The organism is Microbulbifer sp. CAU 1566, assembly GCF_023156515.1.
Lineage (GTDB): Bacteria > Pseudomonadota > Gammaproteobacteria > Pseudomonadales > Cellvibrionaceae > Microbulbifer.
Genome location: NZ_JALNMG010000002.1, coordinates 37,110 through 63,280, shown reverse-complemented (window position 1 = coordinate 63,280; position 26,171 = coordinate 37,110). Strand labels below are relative to the sequence as shown.

General features: G+C 57.3%; 21 protein-coding genes and 3 tRNA genes. 10 read left to right on the top strand and 14 right to left on the bottom strand.

The features are described 5' to 3' along the window. The first annotated feature begins 1 nt into the window (after position 1). Entirely contained in the window at positions 2-1,597 is a 1,596-nt protein-coding gene (locus M0G74_RS05440) for an aldehyde dehydrogenase (NADP(+)) (RefSeq protein WP_248215427.1), read from the top strand. A 69-nt stretch (positions 1,598-1,666) separates the two neighbouring features. After that, positions 1,667-2,635, top strand: a complete 969-nt coding sequence (locus M0G74_RS05435) for a proline racemase family protein (RefSeq protein WP_248215426.1) — start codon at positions 1,667-1,669, stop codon at positions 2,633-2,635. Between the two features lie 56 nt (positions 2,636-2,691). On the opposite strand, the gene M0G74_RS05430 is transcribed toward M0G74_RS05435, so the two are convergent. Further along, positions 2,692-3,564, bottom strand: a complete 873-nt coding sequence (locus tag M0G74_RS05430; RefSeq protein ID WP_160153730.1) for a GntR family transcriptional regulator — start codon at positions 3,562-3,564, stop codon at positions 2,692-2,694. A gap of 101 nt (positions 3,565-3,665) precedes the next feature. Between M0G74_RS05430 and M0G74_RS05425 the strand changes: the two genes are divergently transcribed. The 8 genes from M0G74_RS05425 to M0G74_RS05390 all read left to right on the top strand — a co-directional run bounded on the left by M0G74_RS05425 (position 3,666) and on the right by M0G74_RS05390 (position 10,700). Continuing rightward, positions 3,666-4,514, top strand: a complete 849-nt coding sequence (locus M0G74_RS05425) for an acyl-CoA thioesterase II (RefSeq protein ID WP_160153731.1) — start codon at positions 3,666-3,668, stop codon at positions 4,512-4,514. A gap of 143 nt (positions 4,515-4,657) precedes the next feature. Further along, positions 4,658-4,734: transfer RNA gene (locus M0G74_RS05420), tRNA-Pro, on the top strand. Between the two features lie 279 nt (positions 4,735-5,013). After that, a complete protein-coding gene (locus M0G74_RS05415; protein WP_248215425.1) occupies positions 5,014-6,138 on the top strand; it encodes a proline racemase family protein in 1,125 nt (374 codons plus the stop codon). 31 nt (positions 6,139-6,169) lie between these two features. Then, complete coding sequence (locus M0G74_RS05410; RefSeq protein ID WP_248215423.1) at positions 6,170-7,144, top strand: ornithine cyclodeaminase family protein; 975 nt, start codon at positions 6,170-6,172, stop codon at positions 7,142-7,144. Between the two features lie 130 nt (positions 7,145-7,274). After that, the gene (locus M0G74_RS05405; RefSeq protein ID WP_248215421.1) at positions 7,275-8,546 is read left to right on the top strand and encodes a hypothetical protein; all 1,272 of its coding nucleotides are present in this window, start codon (positions 7,275-7,277) and stop codon (positions 8,544-8,546) included. A 452-nt stretch (positions 8,547-8,998) separates the two neighbouring features. Next, positions 8,999-9,072 (top strand) — tRNA-Cys (locus tag M0G74_RS05400). A gap of 71 nt (positions 9,073-9,143) precedes the next feature. Beyond that, positions 9,144-9,229, top strand: a tRNA-Leu gene (locus M0G74_RS05395). An 88-nt stretch (positions 9,230-9,317) separates the two neighbouring features. Then, the gene (locus M0G74_RS05390; protein ID WP_248215419.1) at positions 9,318-10,700 is read left to right on the top strand and encodes a serine hydrolase; all 1,383 of its coding nucleotides are present in this window, start codon (positions 9,318-9,320) and stop codon (positions 10,698-10,700) included. On the opposite strand, the gene M0G74_RS05385 is transcribed toward M0G74_RS05390, so the two are convergent. From M0G74_RS05385 to M0G74_RS05325, 13 genes are all read right to left on the bottom strand, one after another. After that, complete coding sequence (locus tag M0G74_RS05385; RefSeq protein WP_236250359.1) at positions 10,701-11,213, bottom strand: HNH endonuclease family protein; 513 nt, start codon at positions 11,211-11,213, stop codon at positions 10,701-10,703. It abuts the gene before it with no gap. A gap of 252 nt (positions 11,214-11,465) precedes the next feature. Then, positions 11,466-12,032: a CDP-diacylglycerol--glycerol-3-phosphate 3-phosphatidyltransferase gene (pgsA, locus tag M0G74_RS05380; protein WP_160153736.1), complete on the bottom strand. Its 567-nt coding sequence runs from the start codon at positions 12,030-12,032 to the stop codon at positions 11,466-11,468. Positions 12,033-12,112: 80 nt separating this feature from the next. Continuing rightward, entirely contained in the window at positions 12,113-13,927 is a 1,815-nt protein-coding gene (gene uvrC / locus M0G74_RS05375; protein WP_248215417.1) for an excinuclease ABC subunit UvrC, read from the bottom strand. A gap of 99 nt (positions 13,928-14,026) precedes the next feature. After that, complete coding sequence (locus M0G74_RS05370) at positions 14,027-14,671, bottom strand: response regulator (RefSeq protein ID WP_160153738.1); 645 nt, start codon at positions 14,669-14,671, stop codon at positions 14,027-14,029. Between the two features lie 565 nt (positions 14,672-15,236). After that, positions 15,237-16,253 carry a UDP-N-acetylmuramate dehydrogenase gene (gene murB, locus M0G74_RS05365; protein WP_248215411.1) on the bottom strand — a complete coding sequence of 339 codons (1,017 nt, stop codon included), beginning with the start codon at positions 16,251-16,253 and terminating at the stop codon, positions 15,237-15,239. Between the two features lie 100 nt (positions 16,254-16,353). Further along, the gene (kdsB, locus tag M0G74_RS05360; RefSeq protein ID WP_248215409.1) at positions 16,354-17,142 is read right to left on the bottom strand and encodes a 3-deoxy-manno-octulosonate cytidylyltransferase; all 789 of its coding nucleotides are present in this window, start codon (positions 17,140-17,142) and stop codon (positions 16,354-16,356) included. Positions 17,143-17,147: 5 nt separating this feature from the next. Then, complete coding sequence (lpxK, locus tag M0G74_RS05355) at positions 17,148-18,203, bottom strand: tetraacyldisaccharide 4'-kinase (protein WP_248215408.1); 1,056 nt, start codon at positions 18,201-18,203, stop codon at positions 17,148-17,150. Positions 18,204-18,288: 85 nt separating this feature from the next. Continuing rightward, positions 18,289-20,127, bottom strand: a complete 1,839-nt coding sequence (msbA, locus tag M0G74_RS05350; protein ID WP_160153741.1) for a lipid A export permease/ATP-binding protein MsbA — start codon at positions 20,125-20,127, stop codon at positions 18,289-18,291. A gap of 114 nt (positions 20,128-20,241) precedes the next feature. Further along, positions 20,242-20,661 carry a biopolymer transporter ExbD gene (locus tag M0G74_RS05345; RefSeq protein ID WP_248215406.1) on the bottom strand — a complete coding sequence of 140 codons (420 nt, stop codon included), beginning with the start codon at positions 20,659-20,661 and terminating at the stop codon, positions 20,242-20,244. A gap of 40 nt (positions 20,662-20,701) precedes the next feature. Next, positions 20,702-21,325 carry a MotA/TolQ/ExbB proton channel family protein gene (locus tag M0G74_RS05340; RefSeq protein ID WP_248215404.1) on the bottom strand — a complete coding sequence of 208 codons (624 nt, stop codon included), beginning with the start codon at positions 21,323-21,325 and terminating at the stop codon, positions 20,702-20,704. Between the two features lie 277 nt (positions 21,326-21,602). After that, entirely contained in the window at positions 21,603-22,406 is an 804-nt protein-coding gene (locus M0G74_RS05335; RefSeq protein WP_248215402.1) for a hypothetical protein, read from the bottom strand. A 42-nt stretch (positions 22,407-22,448) separates the two neighbouring features. After that, positions 22,449-23,285, bottom strand: a complete 837-nt coding sequence (locus M0G74_RS05330) for a hypothetical protein (RefSeq protein ID WP_248215401.1) — start codon at positions 23,283-23,285, stop codon at positions 22,449-22,451. Positions 23,286-23,480: 195 nt separating this feature from the next. Then, positions 23,481-25,859, bottom strand: coding sequence for a DNA internalization-related competence protein ComEC/Rec2 (locus M0G74_RS05325; RefSeq protein WP_248215399.1), 2,379 nt, complete (start codon positions 25,857-25,859; stop codon positions 23,481-23,483). Positions 25,860-26,171 lie beyond the last annotated feature (312 nt).

Here is a 26,171-nt window from a genome sequence, read left to right as displayed (position 1 = left end):
CATGAGTGGAGAATTCGCCATGTACACGGCCCCAGTACTGATCGCGGGCGAGTGGCGACAAGCGGCCGAATCCGGCCGCTTTCAGCCCACCAACCCTTCCACCAAAGAGACCATTGCACGCCTCTACCCGGTCTCCAACTGGCACGACTGTGAGGCAGTGCTGGCCGCCGCTGCCGATGCCGCGGCAACGCTGAGAGCCATTCCCGCAGAAACCCGTGCCCGCTTTCTCGACACCTTTGCCGATGCCATTGAAGCCTCAGCAGACGAGCTCAGCCTGCTGGCCCATGAGGAAACCGGGTTGCCATTGAACCCGAGGCTGCGTGACGTCGAGCTGCCACGCACAACAGGCCAACTGCGAGCCGCAGCTAACGCCGCTCGTGACGGCTCATGGGCCCAGGCCACCATTGATACCGCTTTGAATATTCGCAGCATGCGCGGCCCCATAGGCCCGGTGGTCATTTTTGGTCCCAACAATTTTCCGCTGGCCTTCAACGGCCTCGCCGGTGGCGATTTCGCCGCCGCCATCGCCGCCGGTAATCCGGTGATCGCCAAGGCGCACACCTCCCACCCCGGCACTTGCCACAAACTGGCGAGCCTGGCACGCCAGGCACTGGAACAAGTGGGATTACCCGCTGCAACCGTGCAGATGCTGTATGCCATCAGCCGCGAAGACGGTTATAGACTGATGGGCGACAAGCGCTTGGGTGCCGGTGCGTTTACTGGCTCGCGCACAGCAGGTATTGCCCTCAAGCAGGTCGCAGACAGCGTAGGTACACCGTTTTACGCCGAACTATCCAGCATTAACCCTGTGGTGATGCTGCCCGGCGCTCTGCGCGAACGCGGCCCCGAGCTTGCGGAGGAATTTGCCGGCAGTTGCCTGATGGGCAGCGGCCAGTTCTGCACCAACCCTGGGCTGGTCATCGTCCCCGCTGGTGATGACGGTGAGCGGTTTATCGCCCGATGTGGAGAGCTGTTTGACGGCAGCCAACCCGGCACCCTGCTGAGTGCCGGTACGCAAATGGGTCTGCAGAGGGCCATCGTCGAGCTGCGCGAAGCCGGCGCAGCCCTGGTCACCAGAGTTACCAGCGCCGACGACACCCGTACCTGCGTCCCCAACACCCTGCTGTGCGTGTCCGGTACCGGATTCCTGCAGGCCCCGGAGGCCTTCCAGACGGAAGCCTTTGGCAATGCGGCACTGGTCGTGGTGAGCGAAAATACCGAACAGACGGCAGCCATTCTTCAGCAGCTGGAAGGCAATCTCACCGGATGTATTTACTCATCCACTACCGATGTAGATGAAGAAGCTTACAATGCACTGGCACCCATACTGCGCGAGAAAGTGGGCCGACTGCTGAACGACAAGATGCCCACTGGCGTCGCGGTTTCCCCGGCAATGAATCACGGCGGCCCCTTCCCGGCGTCCGGTCACCCGGGATTTACTGCAGTAGGGATACCGGCATCGCTGACCCGCTTTGGCAAGCTCGACTGTTACGACAATGTGCGTTCCCATCGGCTGCCGCCACTGTTGCAGGATCACAACCCATTGAACGCCTGGCGATCGGTGGATGGCAACTGGACTCAAGGGCCAGTGCAGTAACAAAACCTCTACCGTCAGCACGCGGACAATTATTGACCGCAAACGATAAGAACAATCTGGAGAGTAATTTTGGACGGCAATCAGAACCACACGATTTCCGTGGTGGATTCCCACACCGGTGGCGAACCCACCAGAGTCGTCGTCGGCGGCGGCCCCGATCTTGGTCGCGGCAGCATGGCAGAGCGACTGGCCGTGTTTCAGGAAAAATTCGATTACCTGCGCACCGCGCTTATCCGCGAACCTCGGGGCTCCGACGTTGTCGTCGGGGCCCTGCTTTGTCCGCCACAAAACCCGGACAATGCCGCCGGTGTGATCTTTTTCAATAACGTCGGCTATCTGGGCATGTGCGGCCACGGCACCATTGGTCTTGCGGCCACACTGGCGCGAACCGGGGCCATTACTCCCGGAACCCACCGGCTCGAAACGCCGGTCGGCGAGGTCAGCTTTGTACTGCACAACAACCACCGTGTAAGTGTGGAAAATGTGCCCAGCTATCGCTATCGCAAAGGTGTGCCGGTATATGTGGAAGGCGTGGGTGGATTTAGCGGGGATATTGCCTGGGGCGGCAACTGGTTTTTCCTGATTTCAAACCATGAGCAGCATGTCAGTGTGGACAATACCGACCAGCTCACCGAGTTTTGCTGGCGCGTGCGCCAGGCACTCCGCGAGCAGGGCATTTGCGGTGCGAACGGGGAAGAGATCGACCATATCGAGCTGTTTGCTCCACCGTCCGATCCGGCCGTCGCAGACAGTCGAAATTTCGTGCTCTGCCCGGGCAAAGCCTACGACCGGTCACCCTGCGGCACCGGCACCAGTGCCAAACTCGCCTGCCTGTATAGCGATGGAATCATTACCCCCGGCCAGACATGGCGACAGGAAAGCATCATCGGTAGCGTTTTTGAGGGTTCGGTCCAACCGGTACCCGGTGCGGGGGCGGCACGCGGCGAAGTCATTCCCACGATTACCGGAAGCGCCTATATCAGTGCTGAGTCCACGATTATTTTCGATCCGGAAGATCCATTTGCGCACGGATTCTGAACAAAAAAGGCTTGCCCGGTGGCAAGCCTTTTTTGACTCGAATACGCTGTTCAGAGTTACGTAAACTTTTTCTCATTCAGGTATTCAATCATGCGAGAAACCGCTTCTCGCTGATCCCGGATATGGTGGGTAAGTGCTTTACGTGCGCCTTTCCAGTCCTTCGCCAGCAAACACTCGACAATTTCGCAGTGCTCGCGCGCCATTTCGCGCTTTACCTTTTCATCAATCACGGCGTAATTGAACAGCGCGTTGTAGAAAGGACTATAGCGCTTAAAAAACTCTGAGATATAGCGATTACCACAGCGCTCGATCCAGTAATCGTGCAGGTCGAAGTCCAGCTCCGATGTGGAACTTCCCCGCGCTGGCTTGTTCGCCTTGAGCAGGTTTTCCAGCTCGTTATCGGTAAAATGCCCGCGGGCCAGGTCGAGCGCCTTCAGCTCCAGCATTTCGCGGATATCCAGGTAATCGTGCATATCCTGTTCGCTGAACGGATGCACCCGCCAGCCGCAGCGGGGGACATGCTCAATCAACCCCGCACCCGCCAGGCGAGAAAATATCTGCCGTACTACGGTGCGGCCCGCGCCGTATTGCTCAGCGGTCGCATGCTCGCGAAGGTACTCGGTATCTTGCTTTAAACTGCGCGCGATCACATCCTGGCGGATAATGTCATACAGTTTTTTCTCGGTGGCGTCTTCTTTCGGGGGCTCAAGCTTTACCCCCTTCAGCACCTCTGGCTTCGCCTCCAGGCGACCGTTGTCCTTCCGGTGAATTACGCCTTCGTCCACCAGCTCATCCACCGCGTGGCGCACCGGAGTCAAACTCACCTTATAGTGCTCAGACATGGCACCCAGGGTCAGCTTGTAAGGTAACCGTCCCTCGGCTTGAAGGACGGCTTTTACATCGGATTTGATAAATTCAGTAATGGTCATTTAGCCAGCGCTTGCTATTATTTTCGGTCCGCACCGCGGCCGTTGGCCCCTGCGGCGCAAAATTCAGGTAAAAATTTTACACAAGACAGGCAGTATCGCCCATGTTGGAAAAGTTGAGCAAGCTCCTCGATGTCGAGCAACTGGACACCAATTTGTTCCGTAGCCGGGAGCATGTCGAGAACTACCGCAAAGTGCTCTTTGGAGGCCAGGTACTCGGGCAGGCCCTGATGGCCGCCGCCCGCACCGTTGAGGATCGCCTCCCCCACTCTCTGCACGCCTACTTCCTGCGCCCAGGGAGCAGTGAAAAACCCGTCATTTACGATGTCGACCCGATTCGAGACGGTGGCAGCTTCACCACCCGTCGGGTGGTCGCCCGCCAGAACGGCAAAGCCATCTTCAATATGTCCGCCTCCTTCCAGATCGAGGAGCCGGGTTTCGACCATCAAGCGGAGATGCCCACTGAGAGCTTGATTCAGCCCGAAGAACTGAAAAACACCCAGCAGCTCGCCGAAGAGGCCGGCATGAAAGGCGCCGCCCAGAACCAGCGCCGCTATATGGTGGATTTTCGTCCGCTGGACCCCATGAGCTACTTCGACAACGCCGTACGCGAACCCCGCTGCATGTTTTGGTTCAGGGTCGACGGGCAGCTGTCCGACAGCCCCATCGAACACCGAAGCGCTCTCTGCTACGCATCCGACATGGCGTTGCTGGGTACCGCCCTGCAGCCACACCCCATCAGCCTGTTCGACCCACACCTGATGCCTGCCAGCCTGGATCACGCCATGTGGTTCCACCGGCCCTTCCGGGCGGATGAGTGGCTGCTCTACGTCACCGACAGCCCCTCTGCCAGTGGCGCCCGCGGCTACTGCCGGGGGCAGATCTTCTCAAGGGATGGACGACTGGTTGCCTCCACCACCCAGGAAGGTCTGATCCGCCAGATCAATAAGTAAAACGGCCTTGGGCGCCTTTCGGTGCCCGGCAGTTAAAATTAAATGAAATCAGTGGTTTACAGAGGCGGAACGGCTGTTATAATGCCGCCCGCTTCCCAAGGAAGCCCAAGCAGATTCCGCAACGGAATCAACGCTGTAAAAGTCGGTGAGTAGCGCAGCCTGGTAGCGCACTTCGTTCGGGACGAAGGGGTCGGAGGTTCGAATCCTCTCTCACCGACCATTTCTTGATACATCCCCACCTCAGAAAATTTCACACCCGCGACGCTTCTAGTTTTGTGCGCTGGCACCGTCTAGACCGATCTTATTTTTCCCTCAACTAAGTACATTTGGGGTACTTCTGGGGGTACCGATAAAGGCCCGCGCCCGCTCCCCAAAACCGTCCCCCTGTCACCTGCCCTGCCACCTCCCCCTCAACCCACATCCAACTTTCTTTCATTGCACCCAAAAACATATATTGTTATTGTCCGCAAAGTAACAAATGCATAACGGGGGGAGTAAGATGGATTCAACAGTCGAGGCTGGTCCGTGGGAAATTCTAGATTCTGAAATCCCAGCAAAACTGATCGCCAACTGGCGAAGTGTCGATACCATCGACATGCACACCGGGGGCGAACCGCTTCGGGTTATTTTACGAGGCTTCCCCACGCTCGAAGGCGATAGCGTGCTGGCCAAACGGCGCTTTGCGCAGCAACATCACGACGAATTGCGATGCGCATTAATGTGGGAGCCGCGCGGCCATCGGGATATGTATGGGGCCATCGTTGTTCCCCCGAATGACCCGGGTGCAGATTTTGGAGCCCTGTTCATTCATAACGAAGGTTTCAGCACTATGTGTGGCCACGCGGTAATTGCCCTGGCAAAACTTGCGGTTGAATTGGGCTGGGTTAAACCGGGTATTCCCGGTTCTGAAGCGCCGGTAACGATTGATGCACCCTGCGGGCGAATTCATGCATTCGCGCAAACCGATAGTAGCGGCCGCGTTATTTCGACCCGCTTTCACTGTGTACCCTCCTTTGTTTTCGCTCGCAATCAACGTATCGACGTTCCGGACCTAGGAACCATTCGGTACGACATTGCTTACGGCGGTGCTTTTTACGCGTATGTCGATGCGGCGCAGCTGCCTTTCTCACTCGACTCGAAACACGCTGAGCAATTGATTCACGCAGGTCGTGCAATCAAACAATGCATCCAGGCCAGCGGGCAAGACATTCGGCACCCCACAGAGCCGGATCTGGGATTTTTGTACGGCACCATATTTATGGATATGGCGCCTTTTCAGGCGCCACCTTTGGACACCAATGAATTGCCCAATTCGATTCACAGTCGCAATGTCTGTGTCTTCGCCGATGGCGAACTGGATCGGTCACCAACGGGTTCCGGGGTCTCCGGACGTATGGCACTGCACCTGGAGCAAGGACTGATTGGCCCTCAGCAGACACTGATTGCCGAGAGCATTACCGGCAGCTGCTTCAGGGGAAGCGTCGTGCAATCCCTGCAGTACACGGGGATTCCTGCGGTAATACCAGAGATTTCCGGCACGGCTCACATTACCGGCCAGCACCGGTTTTACATCGATCCAGCAGATCCGCTGCAGCAGGGTTTTCTGCTGGGGCACTCACAATAAACTTCCGATTGACCGACACCGAAGACTTCCAATGCACTTTATTTCTGCCGAAACCGTTCGCGAAACCATTCACTACCCGCACTTGATCGAGGCATTGCGCCAAGCCTTTCGCAGCCAGGACATCGAAGTGCCGCAGCGACACCACCATCACTATCAGTACTCCCGTGACCATCAAAATGAAAACACGCTGCTGCTGATGCCCGCTTGGCAGGCTGACGGCTTCCTGGGAGTTAAGACGGTGGTCGTCGCCCCGGATAATCGTGAACAACCTTCTATTCAGGGACAGTATGCGCTGTTCGATGCGCGCACAGGCACACCACGGGCGATTATGGATGCCGCCAGTATTACGGCCATGCGCACCGCGGCCGCGTCAGCACTTGCCGCCGACTTCCTGGCCCCGGCTGACGCCAGTGTTCTGTTGATGGTGGGGACAGGCACCCTGGCTCCAGAGCTTATCCGCGCACATGCGAGTGTCCGGCCGATCAAAAACGTGTTGGTTTGGGGGCGTTCGCAGGAAAAGGCGCAGCGTATTGTCGACGCCCTTGCCGGCGCACCCTTCTCCATATCCGTATGCAGTGACCTGCAGGAGGGTATGGCACAAGCCGATATCGTGAGCTGCGCCACCCTGAGTAAAACGCCACTCATCTATGGGAAATGGCTCCGGCCCACCCAACACATCGATCTGGTGGGAGCTTATCGACCCGACATGAGAGAAGCGGATGACCTGCTGATCAAGCGAGTCGCCCTGTATGTGGACGTGATGCCCCACGCAATTACGGAGACCGGCGACCTCAGCCTGCCGATTGAAAGTGGCGTGATCAGCCCCAGCGCGATACTGGGCGACCTGCCGTCTCTGAGCCGACTGGATGCCCCGGTCGACCGTACCGGGGTGACCTGCTTCAAATCCGTCGGCCACGCGCTGGAGGATCTGGTTGCGGCGAGCCTTGTATTCAACAAGCTCAACGGGCTGGAACCCGCTGAAGCCCAGGGGATGAGCAAGCAATAGCCTGCGTAGGTCACAATACCGAAGCCGGGGCTCGTACCCTGGCAGATTGAGCGTTACTCTCTGGCACTGTTACTAGAATGTGTTGTCAAACCAACACTCACAGACCACCAAACAGAGCCAGAAAGTATTCATGCATTATTTTTGGAAAGCTTGGTCCTCTCGCGAAACGGCGTCCTTCGGCGCCCTTTTGACGATGCTCAGCCTGTTGTGCGCCCCGCTCGTGCACGCCGCCGCGAACAACACCACTTACGACATCAAATACCAGGTAGAACTTCGCCCTGGCGATGATGCCGCCAGGGTCCGTATCGCCCTGTCCGGCGACGAACTGCCCGCACAGTTGACGCTCCACCTCAACCCCGATCGGCATTCAAAAATATCCGGAGAAGACGTCACCCTGGATGGTGACACTGCTACCTGGAAACCGGGAGCGGGTCACAGTGAAATCGAGTACCAGTTCAAAATTGATGAGAAGAAATCGTCTGGTCGCTACGACTCCCTGATGACGGATAAGTGGACCATTTTGCGCAGCGACAAGCTAATCCCGCCGATATCCGCGCGAGCGCCCAAAACTCTCAAGTCCAGGGCGACACTTCAGGTGAATACCCCGGAGAACTGGAATACGCTCGCGCCCTATGCAAAAGATGAAAACGGCATTTTCCAGCTGAAAGATCCTGGCCGCCGCCTTATCCGCCCCAAGGGGTGGCTGATCTCCGGTCGCATTGGCAGCCGCCAGGAATTCATCGATGGCACAGATACAGTCGTCGCTGGCCCGCGAGGAAAAGGTATTCGCCGACAAGACACATTGGCCTTTCTCGGCTGGACGCTTCCAGAGCTTAAGAAAGTTTTCCCTGAGTTCCCGGACAAACTGCTGATCGTGATGGCGGGCGACCCCATGTGGCGCGGCGGACTTTCCGGCACCCGCTCGCTGTTTATGCACGCAGACAGGCCGCTGATTTCCGGTAACCGAACAAGCAGCCTGCTGCACGAACTTGTTCACGTCGGTACAGGCATCCGCGGTGACAAGGAAAGCGACTGGATCGTCGAGGGCATTGCCGAATATTACTCACTGCAAACGCTGCGCCGCACCGGTGGCATCAGTGAGCGCCGCTTTCAGGAAGCACTGGAAGAACTTGCCGAATGGGGCAAAGACTCCCCCAACCTTCTGGTGAAACGATCCTCAGGCCCAATTACCGCAAGGGGTACCGTGGTACTGCACCAAATCGACCAGCAGATTCAGAAGTCCAGCGATGGAAAACACAGCCTGGACGAAGTGGTAACGGCGATGGCCTCGGAACGGGGAGAAATCACGCTGGAAAAATTCCGCACGCTGGCCGAACAAGCGGCTGGCGCCCCGATTCCGCAACTGGAAAGAGCATTTCTTACAGGCAAAAAAAAGCCCTGACGACGGGGGGGGGGAGAGCGTCAGGGCCAAGACCATTAGGAGTGAAACTTGGAGGATTTCATCCTTACAACACACTGGGCGCCCGTATGGAGGGAGGCGCCCGGCCGGCACTACTAAACACGACGTGGGGGAGATGTGTGCTAGCCAGCTACATTGAGTATTGGACACTCCCCGAGGATTGCCAGTTTTCGTCGTGGGAAAACTTAGAACAATTGGCAATAGAAATCCCGCAACCATTGCTATCTGTTATTACACAAGCGCGGGGGCCCTTACTGAACAATAAGTGAACGAGTTTCTAAGGTTGCACCTTGCCCCTTGACTAATCGTGAACAAACCATAGAATAGCGCCCTCTTACACGCCCAAGGGCACGTAAGTATCAGAAAATGCTAGGATTTTTCAGGGTTATCCGATAGAATCCGCGGCGTTTTCACCGCTATCACAGCGGCACCTAGGCTAGGTGGCAGAGTGGTCATGCAGCGGACTGCAACTCCGTGTACGCCGGTTCGATTCCGACCCTAGCCTCCATTTTCTCTCCGGACCCATCTGTGGGCCGGTTTTATCACTGGTCAATTCCGCACCAGCTGATTGCCCTATCTGCCCGGGTGGTGGAATTGGTAGACACAAGGGATTTAAAATCCCTCGACTTCTGGTCGTGCGGGTTCAAGTCCCGCCCCGGGCACCAACCACCACTTCAGCAAATCCCTCCCTTGATCGCCCTGCCCTACAGCTATATTTAGCCGGGAATAGTGTGAAACAGGCGACCCAACCCCATGGCAATTACACTCCTGGTTAGTGCTGCCTTCATTGTTACTGTTACTATCGTTTTCGCTGCCGCCAGCACCCGCCACCTTACGTTACGCAAGCACCGCATCCGCGCCTCAGCGCAAGAAGCTATCCGTACCCTCCTCAATATGAGCGCAAAACTGGCCTGTTCTGCGCGACACATTTCCGGATTTAGTGACAAGCAGATCCAGCAGGATCTACGGAGCTATTCGCTGCTTTTTTCGCTGGTACGCATTTCTCACGAAAAGAATACGACTACTGCGAAGCTGTGGCGTCGCCTTCGCGCTACCGCCGAGTTTCACCCGGAGTACGGCGCCCGACTCGAGGACAGACCGCCGTCAGGCACCACGCATAACACCACACTCTTCAAAGATCCGAATCCTACACAGACACGCACACCAAATAGCGGCAAAAAAGCCTGCTGCCACAGGAACCAGAAGCTGCAGGCGCTCCTGCAGACACAGCTGCACGAGGACAACCGGCAAGGCCTGGAGACCCGTGCGCTATTGGTGATACATCGGGGACTTCTCCTGGCCGAGGCCTACGGCCCTGCCATCACGCCGTCGACACGTTTGCTGGGCTGGTCCATGACCAAGAGCCTGCTTGCAATGCTGTGGGGCAGAATGGAGGCTCTCGATTTGAGCGAGCGCTCGGAGAGAAACCTGTTTTCGGAATGGGAAGACGATGAGCGCAGCGATATTACACTGGAACACCTTCTGCAAATGCGCGACGGGCTCGCCTTCGACGAAAGCTACCGGACTGGATCGGATGCCACACGCATGCTGTTCAACAGCAACCGCCACTCCCGCTACGCGCTGCAACGCCCCCTGACCCACCCGCCAGGCACCCACTTTTCTTATTCATCGGGCAGCACCAACCTGTTAGCGCGCTGGATGCACCAACGCCTGGGAGGGACGGAGGCTACAGCGCATTTCCTGCACAACGAATTTCTCGAGCCGCTGGGGATGCGTGACACCCTACTGGAGCGCGATGCAGACGGGGTGTATATCGGCAGCTCTTACGGCTACGCCACCGCGAGAGACTGGGGGCGCCTGGGGGCGCTACTACTCAATGAAGGGCGCACAGGCAACCACCCTCTTCTGGATCCCCGCTGGATCCAGCGGGCTACGGCGCCGAACGGAAGCATCAACGATCCGCGCTACGGCTACCAGTTCTGGCTGAATCACGATGCCGGCCTGCCAGCGCTATTTAGCCAGCTGCCAGCCGATAGCTATTTCATGCTGGGCAATCGCGAACAGAAACTGATGATTGCCCCCTCCTGTGAGGCGGCCATCCTTCGTCTGGGCTGGTCTGCAGCCCACTACCCGGTAGAGTCCCGCTTTGGCGAAATACTGGCGCAGCTTCACTGATTAACCGTGACGGTTTTCCAGCAGCGCGAGAAAAATCTGTGATTCCTCAGGGCTCGTCGCCAGTCCGTATTTCTTCGCAATCGCCATAAACCGCTGAATGTAGATGCGGCGAACAGGACCGTATGGCGGCATCCACTGATCCGGCCCCCGGTGCCCCTTGCTCTGATTGCGGCCGTCGTCCACCAGCCAGAGGTTTTCCGGGTCTTCCGCAAAACGACGCTTCTTCTCTCGACTCCAACCAGCGGCGCCATGATCATGGGCCCATTTGAGCGGCACTATGTGCTCGACATCCAGGTCCGAGGCTTTATCAAAGAACTCACCAGTGTAAGGATCCAGCCACAGGCCAAACGCCACCTTGCAATCTTCACGACTGGTAAAGACCACCGGGGCAAGCGAATAGCGAATCAGCAGTTCGTGACGGGTATCCTGGCAGTCTCGATCAAAATCCGACCAGCGCGGCAGCCACTCGTTGCGATCATAGTCCTGTGCGAGGCCGTTACTGCCTGTAAACACGGTGAACAAGGTTAGAAAAATAACAGGGAATCTGGGTCTGGTTACTGCACGCCCGTACACGGGTCACTCCATTGGCGAAATTATTTTCCGAATGGAACGATCGTACAGCACAGTGTGTGGCGCGAAAATCACCGCGCATGAAATGTTGCGTATTTGTGAGGAGTTTGTGAAATGAGTCCCGAAGACAATCGGGACTCGAAGGCGGCGCGAGAATTCAGCGCGTAAGCAAGGCGGGCTATTTATCGACGAGGACTACTCTTCCACTTTTGCGTCGGCCGTCAGCGCGGGCCATGCAGCACGCAGGTACACCACCATGGTCCAGAGCGTCAGCGCTGCGGCGATATAGAGCAGGATATAACCAATGGTCTCCATGACCGGGAACTCCCGGACATCAAAGGCCAGAAGCACGATGATTGCCGCCATCTGCGCGGTGGTTTTGATCTTCCCGATATAGCTGACGGCAACGCTACTGCGCAGACCAAGCTCCGCCATCCATTCTCGCAACGCCGAAACAGCAATTTCCCGCCCGATAATGACTGCGGCCGCAATGGTGAAATAGCGATGGTCGTGCAGGTCAACCAGCAACACCAGGGCCGTTGCCACCATCAACTTATCGGCTACAGGATCCAGGAAGGCGCCGAAAGGCGTGCTCTGATTGAGCTTGCGGGCAATGTAACCATCCAGCCAGTCGGTGGCGGCGGCAATGGAGAAAATCAGCGCGGAAGCAACGTAACTCCACTTGTAAGGAAGGTAGAAGACCAGCACGAACACAGGTATCAGCGCCACGCGCAGTAGGGTTAATTGGTTGGCGAGAGTCATGCTGATCCTTTTACATTCGCTGAACACACTTCGTCGGCAGTGCGTAACTTAGCAATCTGGCACCCAAAAATAAACGCCAATCATTCATTGTGCAGGTTCGAGTATATATCCTGCGCGAGCTTGCGGCTCACACCTTCCACGCTGGCCAACTCATTCACGGAAGCGCGCTTGATTTCCTGCAGTCCACCAAAGTGATGCAGCAACGCCCGCCGCCTGGCCGGCCCCACCCCGGGAATCCCCTCCAGAGGCGATTCCCGTCGCTTCTTGTCCCGTCGCTGACGATGACCGGTAATGGCAAACCGATGCGCTTCATCGCGCACCTGCTGGATCAGGTGGAGTGCCGGTGAATCGGACTCCAAAACCAACTCGCGATTATCGGCAACCACATGCAGGGTCTCAAAGCCCGCTTTTCGGGTAGTACCCTTGGCAACGCCGACAATTTGGACCCCCGTAACACCCAGCTCGTTCAGGGTGTCCACCGCCTGGTGTACCTGCCCCTTGCCACCATCGATCAGCAGGATATTGGGGAAGCGCCCTTCCCCACTGGAAAGACGGGTATAGCGCCGCTTCAGTGCTTGCCCCATAGCGGCATAGTCATCACCCGCGGTAATCCCCTCGATATTGAAGCGCCGGTAATCGGACTTGACCGGCCCACCGGTATCGAACACCACACAAGATGCCACCGTCGCCTCACCACTGGAGTGACTGATGTCGAAGCACTCAAGGCGCTCCGGCAACTCCCCGAGACGCAGTACTTCCTGAAGGTTTTCAAATCGATTGTGCAGCTTCTGCTGGGATGCCGTGCGGCTCTGCAGGTTCTGGGCGGCGGCCTGTTGTGCCATTTCCACCCAGGTAGCCCGATTGCCGCGCAACTTGCTGGCCAGCTGCACGTCCTTTCCAGCCTGCTCGGACAGTGCAGACTGCAGTAGCTGCAAGTCCTCCAGTTGCTCGGAAACGAGAATCTGTCGCGGAATTTCGCGCTTGGCCCCGAGATAAAACTGCGGAATAAAGGCCGCCAGCAACTCATCCGCCCCCAGCCCCAATTTCTCACTGGGATAATAACTGCGACTTCCGAGAATACGCCCCTGGCGAATAAACAATACATGGACACAGCACAGCCCGCCTTCGGTCGCCACACCCAGCACATCCACATCGCCACCGCCGCTTTCCGCTACCTGATCCGACTGTAACCGACGCAGGGCAACAATCTGATCGCGCAAACGCGCGGCCTTCTCAAATTCCAGCGCCACCGATGCACGCTCCATTTCGCTGGCAAGCTCGCGAATGATGCTGTCGCTTTTGCCCGCGAGAAACATCTGCGCGTGCCTGACATCCGCCTGGTAATCTTCCGGGCTGATAAAGTCCACGCACGGCGCAGTACAGCGCTCAATCTGGTACTGCAGACAGGGGCGTGAGCGATTGGCGAAGACACTGTCTTCACAGGAGCGAATACGAAACGTTTTCTGCAGAAAGTTCAGGCTGTCACGCACTGAAGAGGCATTGGGAAATGGACCGAAGTAGTCGCCCTGCTTGCGCTTGGCACCGCGGTGTAACGCAATTCTGGGGAAGGTGTCTTTGCTGGAAAGAAAAATATAGGGGTAACCCTTATCGTCTTTCAGCATAACGTTGTAGGTCGGACGCTGGGACTTGATCAGGCTCTGTTCCAGCACCAGCGCTTCGGTTTCACTGCGGGTCACCGTCACTTCGATATCGGCAATTTTCTCCACCAGCGCCATGGTTTTTACAGTGAGACCGCTGGCCCGAAAATAGCTCGACAAACGATTGCGGAGATTTTTTGCCTTCCCCACATACAACACCTTCCCCTGCCCATCAAACATCTGATAGACGCCGGGTTTACGAGTGACGGTGGAGAGAAAGCGTTTACTATCGAACATCAGGCGCTATTACGAATACTATTTCAGGGAGAAAACCGCCAGATAAAAAAACAGGGGCCGGAGCCCCTGTTTTTGGAATTACTGGTACCAGGGAAGATTTTACACTGCTTCTTCCGGGTCCAGTACATTGTGCTTGACCGCCAGCAAGGTCAATTCCACATCGGAATGCAGACCCAGCTTTTCGAAAATCCGGTAGCGGTAGGTATTGACCGTTTTCGGACTGACCGAAAGCGTTTCGGCAATTTCCGCCACCTTATTGCCGTTGACGATCATGACCGCTGTTTGCAGCTCACGCTCGGAAAGGTCTTCAAAGGGAGACGCACCACCACTTACACTGCGCAATGCCAGCTTGGTGGCCATGGAGCTGCTGATATAGGTTTCACCGGCGACCACAGAGCGAATGGCGCGCACCATTTCTTCAAGGTCCGCACCTTTGGTCACGTAGCCGAGTGCACCGGCCTGAATCAGCCGAGTAGGGAAAAGGTCGTCATCCAGCGCACTGACAGCGATGACTTTGGCGTGCGGGAAGCGCGGAATCAGCTTGCGGGTAGCCTCCAGCCCTCCCATACCAGGCATTCGAACGTCCATCAGCACGACATCGACTGCCGTCTCCCGTACGAATGCGATGGCATCTTCGCCGCTCTTGGCTTCGCCTACCACCTGGATATCGTCGACGTCACCCAGCATGCGCGAAATTCCCATGCGCACCAAGTCGTGATCGTCTACCACTAAGACTTTTATCAAATTAGCCCCAACCACGGATTTTGAGACAGTCTTTTGCAAACTTTTCCTAGTAAATCGACCTTGCAAAAAACTGTGTTTTTTTGTTATCGCCCAGCGGGAAATACCCGCAAAGATCCATCCACAGAGCCCTTAGAGAACATACCAGACAAATGTCTGGATGCAAAGCAAGACTGTACCAACTAGGGGAGGTAGAAAACGGGAGGATTTTTGCAATTTACGGATCAATATAACGGAAAAGCACTGATGTCCGGATATTCCTTTTGGGGAGACCTGCCAGCCCCGGAGAGACGACTTACCTGTCGGGTAATTTGGGGCAGCGGCAAACGCGCAATTCGGGCAATCACTACGTGAGCATCATTTCCTCTTGCCCGAAGAACAAGCAACTTTGTTCCTACCGATCCTTACAGATCGGTAACAGGGATTAACCAATTTCGCGGGAAGTGAAATGCCCTCAGCATTACCCGGGCAGCCCTGGTGGAACAACATGCGCACAGGCTAGCAATGTGCTCAGGGCTGGCAACTCGACTCAATGACAGCAACGCGGCTAAAGGATAAAAAACGTGGCTCAAGGATAGAAACGCGGCTCAGGCTCAAGCACCACGCCAAATTTTTGCTGGATGTCCCGGGCGATATCCTGCGCAAGGTCGACGACCTGACTGCCACAACGATGCCCGGGATTTACGAGCACCAGCGCTTGCCGGTCGTGCACCCCTACCCCATCTCTCGCAAACCCACGCCACCCGGCCTGGTCGATCAGCCAACCGGCGGCAAGCTTCCAGTCATTACCCGCGGCGAAGGCGACAAGGTCCGGGTGCTTTTGCTTCAATTCGGCGTATTGGGACGCGCCCACTACCGGGTTTTTGAAAAAGCTCCCGGCGTTGGGAATCTCGACCGGGTTCGGCAGCTTACTGTTGCGAATCGCGATAACCGCACCGGCAACCTGCTCTGGCGTCAGGTCTTGCTCCCCTTGCTGATGCTCGGCAAAGTATTGCTGAAGCGCTGGATAAGATACCTGCGGCTGCCACCGGGCCGGCAATTTCAGCACCACCTCACAAATCAGGAACCGGTCTTTCGCATCACCCTTGAACAGGCTGTCGCGGTAACCAAACTGGCAGGCCTCTGCGGTGAATGTGACCAGGTTTCCGGTCGCAATCTCCATGGCCGTCAATTGCTCAAACGTGTCTTTTAGTTCGACACCGTATGCACCGATATTCTGAATGGGCGCGGCACCGATATTGCCCGGAATCAACGCCAGGTTTTCCAGGCCGCCGTAGCCAAGCGCCACACTGTGCATCACCAGCTGGTGCCAGTTCTCACCGGCGGAAGCGCGCAGGCGCACACCATCGTCCAACGGCTCAAATTCATGCCCCAACAGGCCAATGTGCAACGCCAGCCCCGGAAAATCGCCGGTCAGTACGATGTTACTACCGCCCCCTAATGGCAAGATCGGAAGTTGCTGCTTGCGGGCAAACGCCAGTGCTTCACGCATTTCGTCATGTGAGGTCGCCGCGCAAAAGTACTTGGCCCGCGCGGCTATGGTCATGGTGTTGAAGGGCTGTAAATCGACGTCAGACTGAATCATGTATTGGCGTTTTCTTCCGGTACCGATAGTTCCAGCTAGGTGAGAGTTCCTGCTAGGCGAGCGCGACGGCCGGCGGTTCGACGGCCTCGGTCTGCTAACTCTATTGGGCAAATAACGCGCGCATCCGGTTGAGATCCTGCTCGGTGTCGACGCCACCGGGCACCTCCTCGCAGGCATCCGCCAGGTGAATCGCGTGGCCGTTGTACAGGAAGCGAAGCTGCTCCAGGGCCTCAAACTGCTCGATTGGCGCCATCGGCCAGCTGACAAACAGGTTCAACAACCCTGCCCGGTAAGCATAGATGCCAATGTGGCGGCGCGGGTTCAGTCCCTCAGGCAGTGGCCCCGGCTCCCGGGCAAATGCATCGCGCGGCCAGGGAATCGGCGCTCGGGAAAAGTAACGCGCCAGCCCGGAGGCTTCAGCCACGACTTTCACGATATTGGGATTGAGGAAATCTTCGGTGGAAGTAATAGGCTCCGCCAAAGTGGCAACGCCGGCTGAAGTATTTTCCGCCAGATTACGCGCGACCTGATCGATCACCGCCGGTGGAATCAGCGGCTCATCCCCCTGAACATTGACCAGAATCCGGTCATCCGCTACCGCCAGGTTGCGCGCCACTTCCTGCAAACGATCGGTTCCCGAAGCGTGCTCCGGGCTGGTCATGCAGACCTCACCACCAAAAGCCCGCACCGCTTCCGCCACCCGCATATCGTCGGTTGCAACCACTACCCGCTCGGCACTGCTTTCACTGGCACGCTCATACACGCGCTGCACCATGGGTTTACCGGCGATTTCCGCCAGAGGTTTTCCCGGCAGGCGACTGGAGGCGTAGCGGGCAGGAATGATGACATCAAAAGCCGGCGCCACCGGCTCTTTTTCTGTTGAATTCATGAGTTCTACTGGGCCTTACTCGAATCAGCTGCATTCGAGGAAAAGTTTTCAAGGTGCTGGTGTATGCGTTGATAGAACAGATCCGGAAACTGTGCCTGAACCTCGATGGCCCACCAGTGCGATTGCCAGAAATCGCGGCATTTGACCGCATCTTTCATGGTCATGATCACCGGAGTAACACCGTCCAGCTGCAGCTCCTGCTGGCTGTACTGGTGATGATCGGGGAACGCCATTTCCATAACCGTATAACCAAGCGCACGCAGTGCATTAAAAAAGCGCTGGGGGTTACCGATGGCTGCCACCCCATGGCAGGGCCCCACCTCCGGCCCGGACTCCAACTTGAGTGTGGACGTTTGATCCAGATTGAACTGGTGCCAGCGGGATGGTGCCAGCTCCATCGCAAAGTCGATCTGTTCTCCGCACTGTGACAGCACCAGCTCACTGGGCTTGCCATTAGCAACCACCATATCCACATGGGCAAGGCGGTCAACGGATTCACGCAGTGGCCCGCGCGGCAGCAGGTGCTCATTGCCGAGCCCCCGCTTCCCATCCACTACACAGATCTCCAGGCTGCGCCAAAGTTCGTAGTGCTGCAGTCCATCGTCCGAAAGAATGACGTCGCAGCCGTGTTCGGCAATTAACGCCTCAGCCGCTTCCGCCCGCCTGGGTGACACCATCACCGGCAAACCGGTCATCAAGTGCAGCATCAACGGCTCATCACCGGATTCCAGGGGGTGAGATTGTGCGGTGACGTTATAGGGATAATGCTTGGCGCGGCCGCCGTAGCCCCGGCTGATAATGCCCGGTTTACGCCCACGCTCCTGTAGCCAGCGGCCGAGCTCCGCCACGATCGGCGTCTTGCCCGCGCCACCAACGGTGATATTCCCCACCACGATGACCGGAACCGGCAGTGGTTTCGCCTGCTTGCGTTGCTTGCGCCACCGACTGCCATGACGAAACACCAACTCCAATGGCGCCAGCAACGGCAGTTGCATGCCGTCACTGTCGCCGCCGTCCGTCGCCGGATACCAGCGTTTGTTCAACCAGTCTTCAAGAGACATTGCGCTGTGCGCCCCCTGTCCAAATCCCTGATGTCATCTTTGTGCGGAGCAGTGTCGAACGTCACCGCTTCCCAAGACACTACCCTTAACCGATTGCGCCGCCTGACTGCTGCTGTAACAGCAGAGCGTATCGACCACCAAGAGCCAGCAGCTCACTGTGGGTTCCACTTTCCACGATACGCCCCTGGTCCATCACCAGAATACAGTCTGCGTTTTCAATGGTACTGAGGCGATGGGCGATGACAAAGGTCGTGCGATTTTTCATCACCTCTGTCAGCGCCGCCTGAATATTGCGCTCGGACTCATTATCCAGGGCCGATGTCGCCTCATCCAGAATGAGCAGCGGAGAATCCTTCAGCAGTGCGCGGGCAATCGCCAGACGCTGGCGTTGGCCGCCGGACAGGATCTGGGCATTGTCACCCAGCACCGTTTGCAGGCCGTCGGGCAACTCTTCGATAAAACCGCGCGCATGGGCCAGATCTACTGCCCGCTGCACTTCCTCTTCCGAGCGGTTTTCCAGCTCGCCATAGGCGATATTGCGGTACACCGTATCGTTAAACAGTACGATATTTTGCGAAACCAGGCTGATCTGCTCACGCAGTGCGGTCACCGGTACCTGGGTAATATCCACCTCATCCAGCAGAATTCGCCCGGAGGTCGGGTCGTAGAAGCGGGAAAGCAGGCTTACCAGGGTACTCTTGCCGGAGCCAGATGCGCCGACCAGTGCCACTGTCTGCCCGGCCGGTACAGAAAAGTCGATATCACTCAACACCGCCGGGCCGTCATCGCTGTAGCGGAACCCGAGGTGGTCAAAGCGCACGGCGCCAGTCACCGGTTTCGGCAGTGCCAGATTGCCTCCGACCGGCTCCTTGGGAGCATCGAACACTTCGAAAATACTCTCCGCCGCAGCAATGCCTTTCTGGATTTCCGCATAAACCTCGGACAGATTCCGAATAGGCTTTGCCAGCGAGGCAGCAGCGCCGATATAAGACGCAAACACACCGGCGGTCATTGATTCGACCATGCCCGGCGCCAGGGCAAACCACACCAGCACCGCCGTGGCCAATCCGACCATTATCTGGATTACCGAAACACTCGCGTTGTCGGCAACCACCAGCTTCATGAACTGCTGGCGGTTGGCGTTACTGGCAGCCTGGAAGCGCGCATTCTCGTAGGTCTGGCCGCCGTACATGCGCACGACCTCATAACCGTTGATCGCTTCCTGGGTGACATGGGTAACATCTCCCATGGTGTTTTGAATACGATGACTCAGCTTGCGGAAACGCTTACCCACCACACTGACAATGACGGCAATAATCGGCACGAACAGGAAAAACGTGAGCGTAAGCTTCCAGTTCACCAGCAGCAGATAGGTCAACAATCCAATCGCTGTAAATGACGAGCGGAACACCGTCTTGAGCGCTTTGGTGATGGAATTGGTAACCTGCTCTACGTTGTAGGCCACCTTGGAAATCAGGTAGGCACCGGTGTAGCGGTCAAAATAGCTGCTCGGCAACTGGCCGATATGCGCAAATAGTTCGGTGCGCAACTGATGAATCACCGCGCGCGCGACATACGCCAGACCGTAGCTCCCGATAAAATTACCCACGGCCCGCAATCCAACGATGACCAGCATCAGTACCGGCACCAGCCAGCGGGCGGTTTCCTGGGGCATAACGCCGCCCGGGAAATATTTGGCGACAAATTGCGCGAGAAACCCCCGCCCAGAATTGATGCCAGAGCCGACGGCATCGAGCAACAGCTCAGTCACCGCAATCAGCGCGACTTCCATGAAGGAAAAGAGGAAAAAGCCGAAAACCGCGACAACAAACAACGGCCACTGGGGAACAGCGTAAGAAAGCAGACGGCGGTAAGTTTGCGCGCCGTGTTGGGGCTTCTGCGCAGGCAGGGGGGATTTTTGCATAAATATCTTGGCAGCGTGTTCTCCGTAAATGGCCACAACCGCAGGTGAAGTACTCGCTGCGGAGGGCGCCGGGGAGCGCGGTTTACGATCCCCGACGGTTCAACACTTTATAGATTACTGTTCGTCCGGCTGCCGGGTGGTAATACTGAGATGCACAAATCCCAGTTGGCCGGCCGCGTCCATCGCACGAACCACCGCCTGGTGTTGTGCGGTGGCATCGGCAGTAATGATCAGCGGGCGATTGTACTCGCCAGCAGACACTTCCGACAGGGCAGATTTCAGCGTGGCCAACTTCTTGTTGATCAGCGCCCGCCCATCGACGGAGTATGAGCCATCTGCGTTAATCAGAATTTCAATGGTTAAAGGAGGACTCTCAACCTGCGGCCCCGCCGCTTCCGGCAGGTTCAGCTGGAGATGGCTCTCCTTGGTAAAGGTGGTAGACACCATAAAAAAAATCAGCAACAGGAATACGACATCGATCAACGGTGTGAGGTTGACCCCTTCCTGCTCGGTATTCTGGCGACGAAATTGCATCTAGCGCTCCTGCCTATATAGCGTAATTGGCGTTGAGCGCTCAGGCTGCAGCTTCAATGCGGCGATCGCTGTGCAGGGCGTCGACCAGTTTGACGGCCTCCTGCTCCATGGTGACCACAATGGAATCGACACGGCGCTGGAAGTAACGGTGCGCCATCAAGGCAGGGATGGCCACACTCAGGCCCGCTGCGGTAGTAATCAGTGCCTGGGAGATACCTCCAGCAAGTACACCGGCGTTGCCGGTGCCCTCAAGCATAATCGCGGTAAATACCTGGATCATGCCTACCACGGTACCCAGCAACCCGATCAGGGGAGCAACTGCGGCGATAGTACCCAGCACATTCAGGAAACGCTCCAGCTCGTGTACTACCTGGCTGGCAGCTTCCTCGATACTGTCTTTCATGACCTCACGGCCATGACGGGAGTTCGACAGACCGGCGGCAAAAATGCGCCCCAGCTGGCTGGAATCCCGCAATTCCTTGATTTTCTCAGTGGTCAACTGGTTGTTTTTTAAACCGCTCCAGACTTCACCCAGCAGGGCGCGGGGGGCAATCTTGCGCTCGTTAAGCGTCCACAGGCGCTCGATGAAAATAGCGATAACAGCAACGGAACAGAGCAGGATTGGCAGCATTAGCCAGCCGCCGGACTTTATTATTTCTAACACTTTTTTTAGGCCCAAAACAACGGTACAAAATGTGACCAACCCCAAGGGTAACGGGTTAGGTAGTAGCGGGAGACTCTACCACAGCTCATCCCGGTGAGCTAAGTGGCCGATGGGCATGTTTTTCATCCTTGTGAACCGGATTGCAATTCCAGCCACGCTGTCAAAAGCGGGCCCGGGCCGTTGATATGGGGCACTTCTGTAGCAGATCAGCGAGCAGATAAAAAAAATAGCCGCACAAGTGCGGCTATTTTTAATACTACGCGAGCTTACCAGCGCATTACTTTCCCGGGCGTTCGGGGCGCTGTGGTTTTTCTGGTCGCTCAGCTTTTTCCGGGCGTACCGGCTTCTCAGGACGATCAACCTTAGCAACGCGCTCGACCTTTGCAGCACGCTCCGTGTTTGCAGTACGTTCCGCACGAGCCAAATCACGGTCTGCATGCTTCTCGGCACGCATGGACTTTTGTAAGTCCCGGCTAGCCAGTTTTTCCGTCATATCGGGACGGTTAGAGTGTATACCGCTCATGATCTCGCCAAGGTTTACGCCCAGCTCCTTGGCAATATTGCCCCAACCCATACCGTCAACCTGGCGCATACGCAAGATTTCGTTCAGGGACTCATCAGCAGTCATGCCAAGCTCGCCTTCCAGCGCTTGTGCCTGGGACATACCTGCCAGTTGCTCAGCCAGTGCCATGGTGATCAGCACATTGCCGTAGCCCATACCGGCGCCCGCGGTGGCCCCTTCTTCAATTTCTACACCGTCTTCAGTTACTTCTACTTCCACACCGTCTTCGGAAACTTCGACGTCAACCACTACGTCCCCCTCGCCCTCTACAACGGGCTCGACATAGTGAATGCTGCCGTCACGCAGACCGGCCACAACACCTTGCGATGCTTCGTCACTACCAAAGAAATCACTGAACATACCCGCGATACGATCGCCTGATACGGTATTGGCAACTTCAACCACCTCAACCTCAGTGGTGTCCGTTTCCGGCATATCTTCGTTTGCCCACACGTGAGAAGCACAGGCAATGCCTGCAAGCACCGCAGCCAGCGCGGTCGTTTTAAAAGGAATATTCATGGTATTTCTCCTGCTTGGCTAATATTTGCACTCGCCAGCACGCTAGTCGCGCGGGCGGTAACTGATCTGGAAACCGACTCCCTGATCGGGACTGCTATCCGTGAGGCCGATGTACCCGTACACCATGCCCGTCCATTGATCGCTGAGCTTGTGGCTCAAATAACCAAAGATTTCCGTTTGTGGATCACTGGCCGACGTCACCGCCTGCTGATAATCCAGCGAGGCGCCGATACTTGAAATTTCGCTAAGGCGATAGCCCGTTCCCACCGAGGTGTACCAGACATCCCGCAACTCGGTTTCCGGAAGGTCACCCTTGTATTTTTTTGCCAATGTAAAAGAGGGCGTCAGGTCGCCAATAACCGTGAAGACTTCCGCCTGCAGCGTGTAATCCGCTTCACCGGTTCCCAAGCCTTTATTCTCATCCGCCAGTGGCAATTTGTATTTGGCAGACAGGTCGACAAAATACTGCTGGGCAATCGGCTCCAAGCTGTAGGTACCGGTCAACCACAAGTCGCCGATACCAGACTCCTTGATCAACAGGGTTTCTTCGCTCGTCTGCCCTCCCCCATTTCCGTTGCCATTGCCGTTACCGTTGCCATTTCCAGGACCGACAACTATTCCGCCATCCCCGCCGGGGATTACGCCACCCGGGCCCTCCATTTGTGTCCAGGGCAAGGACGCCTTGAATGTCCAACTGGCATTCGGTGAATAACTGGCGGTGAAAGGTGTGGAAACGATATCGGTGTCAACGGAATCACCATAGCTTCCGCTACTGATGTCTGTCCCGAGGGAATACTTCCACTCCGATGCGGACGCGCCCCCGCAAGTAACGAGACTCACGACCATTACGGAAGCCGTAGTCAACTGATTAAATTTCATGCAAATAACCGGTACTTCTGTTTGCTGAATGTTGGCGCAACGGTACCACCGCGGCAGAGGCCAAACCTTGACCCAGCTCTCACAGATCCGTCGATTGGAAGACAATTTTCACAGATGGGAAGTAACGGACGGCAAACAGGATTCAGACGTCGCAACCACAAGGCGCACAGGCGCACAAACAGGCGCACACATCCGTCACTCGCAAAGCGCCAAGCCACCGCCATGGTCAGCGCCGAGCCAGAATTTTGGCGCACGCCGTGCGCACTGAGTGTCCGGTGCTCGCGCAACCGAAGACCAGGAGAACGTTATTCCACCCGTTTCTGCGGTATTGAATTGCTGTACCTTTCTCGACGCATAGCGCTCCACCACCTCCGGGTGCGGATGGCCAAAATGGTGTCGAAAGCCAGCACTGAAAATGACTTTGTCGGGGCGGGCCCACTGGATAAAGCCCGCTGAAGAGGAAGTCCGTGAACCGTGGTGCGGTGCTACCAGCACATCTACCGGCGCAAAATCCGGGTACAGCGCCTGCAGCTGAGACTCTACCCGGCTGGAAATGTCCCCGGTCAACAGGATCCGCGCGCCGCGCCAGGCAAGCAGGCCCACGCAACTGTGATCGTTTTCTTCGCCGCTCATTGCCCCCGAGCGCGGCCAGAGCCAGGTCAGCGATAGTTCGCCGAAGGTTTCGCGGTTCCCGGCAATGCAAGGGGAGGCTCCTGGCAAACCCGTTGCGTGATCAATCGCCGCCAATCGATGCGGCAGCCGTCCTGGGCCAATAAGGCGCCGCGCCGGCAGCCGCTGCAACAAGCCAGCAACCCCGCCCGCGTGATCCCGGTCGCCGTGGCTGACCACCAGTGCATCCAGGCTCTGTCGCCCCTGCCCAATCAGGTAGGGCGCCACAACACTGCTACCGCCACTCCAGCCACCTGCGGAATCCGCCCCGCTATCGAATACCAGCGTATGGCGCTCGGTCTCCGCGGCGACCGCGAGCCCCTGTCCCACATCCAGTACCGTGAGCTGGAAATACGGCGCAACCGGCCGCTGCCAGGGCAACAGGCCGACGGCCACCACCGGCAGCAAACACCAACCCAAGTGTCGCCCGGGCACCCCTCGTGGCAGCAGCAGGCAGAAGCAACTGACTGCGAGCATCCCCGCCAGGGCCACACCCGGTACAGGCAGAGATTGCCAACCGGGTAATACACGATCGGCCCACTGCAAAAAGTCCATCAGGCATCCCAGCTGCCAGTCGGAAAACTGCCACAGCGCCGTCTTCAAAGGTGCCAGAGGTACCGCAGCCCCAAGCAAGACGGCAGGGAGAATCAGCAGGCCCAGCCAGGGAATCGCAATCAGGTTCAGCACCAGCCCGCTGACGCTGACTCCAGAAAAGATCAGGACTGAGGGTAACAACAGGCCAACCAAAATGGCCCACTGGCTCTGCATGGCCCCCCGCCCCCAATCCAGCAGCCGGTTAAGTGCGCCTGAATGCGACGAACCGCTGCGCCCCTGAAAGCGCAGTATCAGAACCCCCACCGCCACAAACGAGAGCCAGAACCCGGCGTTCAATACCGCCAGGGGCTGCAGCAACAATACCGCGGCGAGCGCCAGCGCATAGGCCAGATCCGCGCTGATCCTGCGGCGACTCAGCAGTGCCAATATGCCCACCGCCGTCATGATCAAAGCGCGCTGTGCCGACAATGGGGCACCGCTGACCAGCGTATATCCTGCAGCAGCGACCAGCGCAGCCACCCCCGCCAACAGCAACGGGTTCTGCGCATAGCGCCATCCCGTCAAACCCAGCAGACGACCAATCAGTCCACCTAGCATGAAAAAGCAGCCAGCGACCATTCCCACATGCAGACCGGAAATGGCCAACAGATGCGCGGTACCGGTGCGCTGCAGCAGCGCCTGATTCTCGGTATCTAGGCCAGTCTTGTCCCCCAACAGCAAGGCCCCTACCAATGCCTGGTGGTCGAGCCCGCGCTCTTGGATTTGCGCGCGCAACGCTTCGCGCACTGCATTCAGCCCGGTACCCGGAGTTAAAAATTGCGGCGCCCCATCCTGGTCGCGCACATAACCCGTGGCATAAATTCCCTGCTGCAACAGCCAGGCTTCATAATCAAATGTATGAGGATTGGCGCTGCCGCGGGGCCGCTTCAGGCGCACCGTCATTTGCCATTGACTACCTGCAGACAAGTCCCTGAGGGCGGCGCTGTCGGCCCGATACCAGCTCAGGAGCAGGTCCTGCCCTACCAGCCCCGGCTCTGACGCCTCAAGCACACGCGCGCGAAATCGAGCATCCAGGTAGCCGGTAACGGACCTGGGTTTCGGACCAAATGAGAAAGTTGCGGGGGATTTTTGCGGGAGGGAGCGGAGCTCTACACGAACCTTGAAATCGGCTCCATGCAGCGGAAGTGGCAGCCTTTGCGAAAGCGACTGATGATTCGCGGAAAGGCCCCAGCAAGTACCCAGCAGAAACGGCAGGACAAACGTGCAGAGCGCCCCTCGCATACGCCCAGGCGCGGGTACCACGCCGAGGACAACAAGGGTCCCCACGACCAGCACGCATACGCCGGCCATTCCGGTAATGCCCGCCTCAAAAGGAAGTCCTGGCCAGAGAGCTACCTGCCCCACCCCCGCGGCCAATGCCCATAGCCCGAGGCCCGGTCGGGCCTGTTTCCGGCACAGACTTCCCCGGTCGGGCACCATCCTAAGCCCTCCATGCATACCCAATCCGCCCTTCCCTAGGCCTAAAAAACACCAGCACGCCCTTGGCTACCCCACCAAGTCGCGATGCATCAAGCACGTCTGATTTAACTGACCAGGCTGATGAGACACAAGCAGTAAGGCCAGCCAACGAGCGATGAACCCTCCCACCGGCGCTGCCAATCA